The sequence below is a fragment of the Clostridia bacterium genome, from assembly GCA_019683875.1.
Lineage (GTDB): Bacteria > Bacillota > Sulfobacillia > RBS10-35 > Bu92 > Bu92.
In genome coordinates, this window is sequence record JADGHN010000142.1 from 1 (window position 1) to 3,750 (window position 3,750).

Consider the following 3,750-nt stretch of genomic DNA (forward strand, 5'->3'; position numbering starts at 1 on the left):
GCCAGGTGACCCGCCGTGTCGAGCACCACGGCGACCGCAAGTGAGAGGGGAGCGGCCGCGCCGGGCGGCTTCCCGGAGAGCAGCCAGCCGGCGACGGCCGCGACGCACGCGGCGAAGCGCAGGGCGTGGAAGGACCATTCGGATGCTTCAACGCTTTCGGGCTTCCAGGGATTCATTCGCCGGCTCGCTGTCCTCCATGCCGCTTGATCGACCGCTCACTCCGCGAGGCGCCGCAGGCCCGTCACGCCGACCGCTGCGCCCAGGGCGCCCATGAGCACCAGGACCGCCAGCGCCTGGGCCTGGCCCACGATCGGCCCGCCGAACGCGAACGCCTCACGAAGGCTGTCCACTGCCCAATACACCGGGCTCAGGTGGCCCACCTTCTGGACGAACGCGGGCACCACGTCCAGCGGCCAGAAGGCGCCGCCCAGCATGGCCGCCGCCGTGGACCCGAGCACGGCGACGTTGTTCACCTGGGCAGCCGTGCGCGTCACGCCGGCCACGGCCAGGGCCAGCCCGGAGGCGCAGACCAGCGTGGCCACAACGGACAGCGCGAGAGCGGGGAGGCCCGCCCCAAGCCATGGCGCTCCCAGGGCGGCCGTCGCGCCGATCATGACGGCGCCCTGGACCGCCCCTTCCAGCAACAGGGCGAGGGCGCGCCCGGCCACGACTTCGGCGAACGGCACGCCCAGCGCGAGCATGCGCGCCAGGGTTCCGTTCTCGCGCTCTTCGTGCAGCTCGTACGCCTGATGCATCAGCGTCGACAGCGCGAACATCGCGTAGAACCCGAAGACGATGCGGAGGTACGGGTAGCGGTCCGCGTCGACCGTATCACGGGGCGGCACGGTGCGCACGGGCAGTTCGGGCGCGGCGCGTCCCGTCGCGAGGGACGCGGCCAGCGCACGGGCACGCCGCTCCACGAGGTTCCCCGGTTCGTACGTTGGGCCGTGGAGGAGCTCCAGGTGCGGGTGTCCGGCCGCCACCGAGGCGGAGAAGTCCTCGGGCAGGACAACGGCCACCGGGATCCGCGCCGCAGCCAGCTGCTCCTCGGCATCCGCGCGCGTGCTCCGGCTCACCTGCATGGGCGTCGCCTCGAGACCCTTGACGAAGGCCTGGGCCGCAGGCCCGCCGTCCAGGTCCACCACGACCGCGCGCGTCCCGTCGCCGGTGCCGGCGAACAGGCTGCTGACGACGACACCGAAGAACAGCGGCAGTCCGATCCCCAGCAGAACGTTCACCGGACGGCGGTACCCGCGCCAGAGCGCCGTCGCGGCGATCGTCCACACACGCTTGAGTGCGTTCACCGCTCACGCCTCCCCGACCGAACGGGCCTGCAGCCCGTCGATGATCCAACCGAGCGCGAAAAGGCAAGACCCCGCCACGGCCAGCTTCAGCGTGTCGACAGCGACATCCGAGGGACCGCCGCCGCCGAGCAGCGTCAGATAGCCGTCGAGCATCCACCGGTTCGGAACCACATGGGAGATGCGGGCCAGCACGTCCGGGAAGATGTAAAGGGGAATCATCGACCCACCCAGGAAGCCGAGCACTTGGAAGAGCCCGGCGCTCACCCCGTCCATCACCTCGGGCGTGCGGATCAGCGCCATCAACGTGGCGTTGAGGCCGGCCGCCGCCAGGCTGGCGGCGACGGTCATCAGCGCCCACCCGCGCACGTCGCCCCAGTGGACGCCGAACAGGAGGCGCGTGGCCACGGTCATCGCGAACATGAAGAAGAACGTGACGACCAGGTTGCCGGCGAGCTTGCCGAGCAGGTAGCTCGCGCGGGAGACTCCGGACGCGCGCACGCGAAGGTACACTCCCGTGGCTCGATCGCGGAGGTAGGAGAGCGTCCCGTAACGGGCGGCGAAGTAGATCATCAGCACGCTCATGCCCACGGCGTAGTACTCCGTGGCCCCGGGCTGCCGCGTCGCGCCCCGGTGCGGTTTCACGGCGACGACATCGAGGCGCACCGGGACCGCTGCGACCTCCGGTTCCACCACCGCGGCCGCGGCCTCGCGTGCGGCTTCTTCGACGACGCCGGCCGCCACCGATCCCGGTTCGGCGATCACGAGGGCCGGGCGAGCGGGGAACTCGGGCGGAAGGACCACCGCGGCCTCGGTCCGACGCTCGGTGACGAGTCGCCGGGCCTGCGCTTCGTCCACGGCCTCGCGCACCGTGATGAGTCCGTACTCCTGGGCCGACCGCAGCACCTCGCGGAATTGCGGCGCGGCGGCGTTGTTCGGTGCCGCCACCAGGACGACGCGGTACGGACGATCCGGTTTGAAATCCGGGGAGAAGGCGCGTTGCAGGCTCACGCCCAGGATGAAGTTGAGCGCGAGGGGGACGGCGAAGAGCAGGAAGAGCGCCTGGCGGTCGGTGACGAGCCTGAGCAGCTGGTTGCCCGCGACCGTTCGCACGATGCGCATGCCGATCCCCCTAATCCCGGAGTGCCCGGCCGGTCAGGGCCAGGAACACCGTCTCAAGATTCGGCGCCTCGATCCGCAGGCCGTCGACGGAAATGCCGAGACGCACGAGGGCGTTCAGGACCTCGGGCGCCTGGCCGGCGCCCGTGGGCAGCACGATGCGCAGCTCGCTGTCCACGGTCTCGACCGGAAGCTGCAGCGCGCTGCGCAGCTGCGATGCGTCCATGTCGCCGTCGCCCAGCGCAGGCCGCCACGGCACGCGCAGGACGACCGCCTCGCCGGCCAGGGCCCGCACCTCGTCCAGCGGCCCCTGGGCGATGATGCGGCCGTGGTCCATGATCGCGACACGGCGGCAGAGGTACTCCACTTCCTCCATGTAGTGGCTGGTGTACAGGACGGTCGTGCCCGCGGCGGCGAGGCTGCGCACGGCGTCGAGGATGTGGCGGCGCGACTGCGGGTCGATGCCCACGGTCGGCTCGTCGAGCAGCAGCAGCCGCGGGCGGCCGAGGAGTCCCACGGCGATGTTCAGGCGTCGCTTCATGCCGCCGGAGAAGCGTTCCACGCGCTGCCCGGCGTGCTCCGTGAGCCCGACCAGCTCGAGCGCCTCTTCCACCTGGCGGCGGCGCTCCGCGCCGGACAGCCCGCGCAGCGTGGCGAAGTAGTTCATGTTCTGCAGCGCCGTCAACTCGGGGTACAGCGCGATGTCCTGCGGCACGACGCCGAGATGCCGTTGCGCGAGACGCCGGGCCGTGCGCAGGGAGTGACCGCCGACGATCACGTCGCCGCCGTCGGGGCGAAGCAGCCCGGCGATCAAGGCGAGAGTGGTGGTCTTGCCGGCGCCGTTCGGACCGAGCAGGCCGAACGTCTCGCCGGGGCAGATCGTGAACGAAACGCGATCCACCGCGGTGTTGTCGCCATACCGCTTGACCAGGTCGCGGACCTCCAGCACGGGTTGCTCGCCGCCGGCCGGCACCCGCTCTGCGGTGGCTTGCGTCATCCAGCATCCCTCCCACGCTTTTGCCTTCAACCTAGGACACGGTGGGAAAGCGTCCCAGTGACCACGGTCATGATTTCCACTGTCACAAAGGGCGACGGCTGCGGTGTGTTCCATGTGGAATCATCGACCGGGGACGGTGTGCGGCTTGTCTGAAGGCGAAGTCGTGTTGGCGGCTCGAGGCCTGACAAAGCGCTACGGCCGCCGGAACGTCGTGGAGGGCGTCGACATGACCGTCCGCCGCGGGGACATTTACGGGTTCCTCGGACCGAACGGCGCGGGCAAGACGACGACGCTGCGCATGCTCGTCGGCCTCGTGGCGCCGACGGCCGGTGA

At 70.8% G+C, this 3,750-nt stretch carries 5 protein-coding genes; 1 reads left to right on the forward strand and 4 read right to left on the reverse strand.

The genetic code is table 11. The annotated features are described in order from the left end of the window. The 4 genes from IRZ18_08945 to IRZ18_08960 form a co-directional block, all read right to left on the reverse strand. On the reverse strand, positions 1-176 hold a 176-nt coding region (locus IRZ18_08945; protein MBX5477230.1), incomplete at its 3' end, for a hypothetical protein. 39 nt (positions 177-215) lie between these two features. After that, complete coding sequence (locus IRZ18_08950) at positions 216-1,304, reverse strand: ABC transporter permease (GenBank protein ID MBX5477231.1); 1,089 nt, start codon at positions 1,302-1,304, stop codon at positions 216-218. 3 nt (positions 1,305-1,307) lie between these two features. Next, a complete protein-coding gene (locus IRZ18_08955) occupies positions 1,308-2,423 on the reverse strand; it encodes an ABC transporter permease (protein ID MBX5477232.1) in 1,116 nt (371 codons plus the stop codon). A 10-nt stretch (positions 2,424-2,433) separates the two neighbouring features. Beyond that, positions 2,434-3,417 (reverse strand): ABC transporter ATP-binding protein, encoded by a 984-nt coding sequence (locus IRZ18_08960; protein MBX5477233.1) that lies wholly within the window; start codon positions 3,415-3,417, stop codon positions 2,434-2,436. Between the two features lie 112 nt (positions 3,418-3,529). On the opposite strand from IRZ18_08960, the gene IRZ18_08965 reads away from it, so the two are divergent. Continuing rightward, on the forward strand, positions 3,530-3,750 hold a 221-nt coding region (locus IRZ18_08965), incomplete at its 3' end, for an ATP-binding cassette domain-containing protein (protein ID MBX5477234.1).

Coding starts and splice junctions, on each gene's coding strand:
- IRZ18_08955 (MBX5477232.1), bottom strand. CDS start 2,423: ATGCGCATCGTGCGAACGGTCGCGGGCAACCAGCTGCTCAGGCTCGTC.
- IRZ18_08960 (MBX5477233.1), bottom strand. CDS start 3,417: ATGACGCAAGCCACCGCAGAGCGGGTGCCGGCCGGCGGCGAGCAACCC.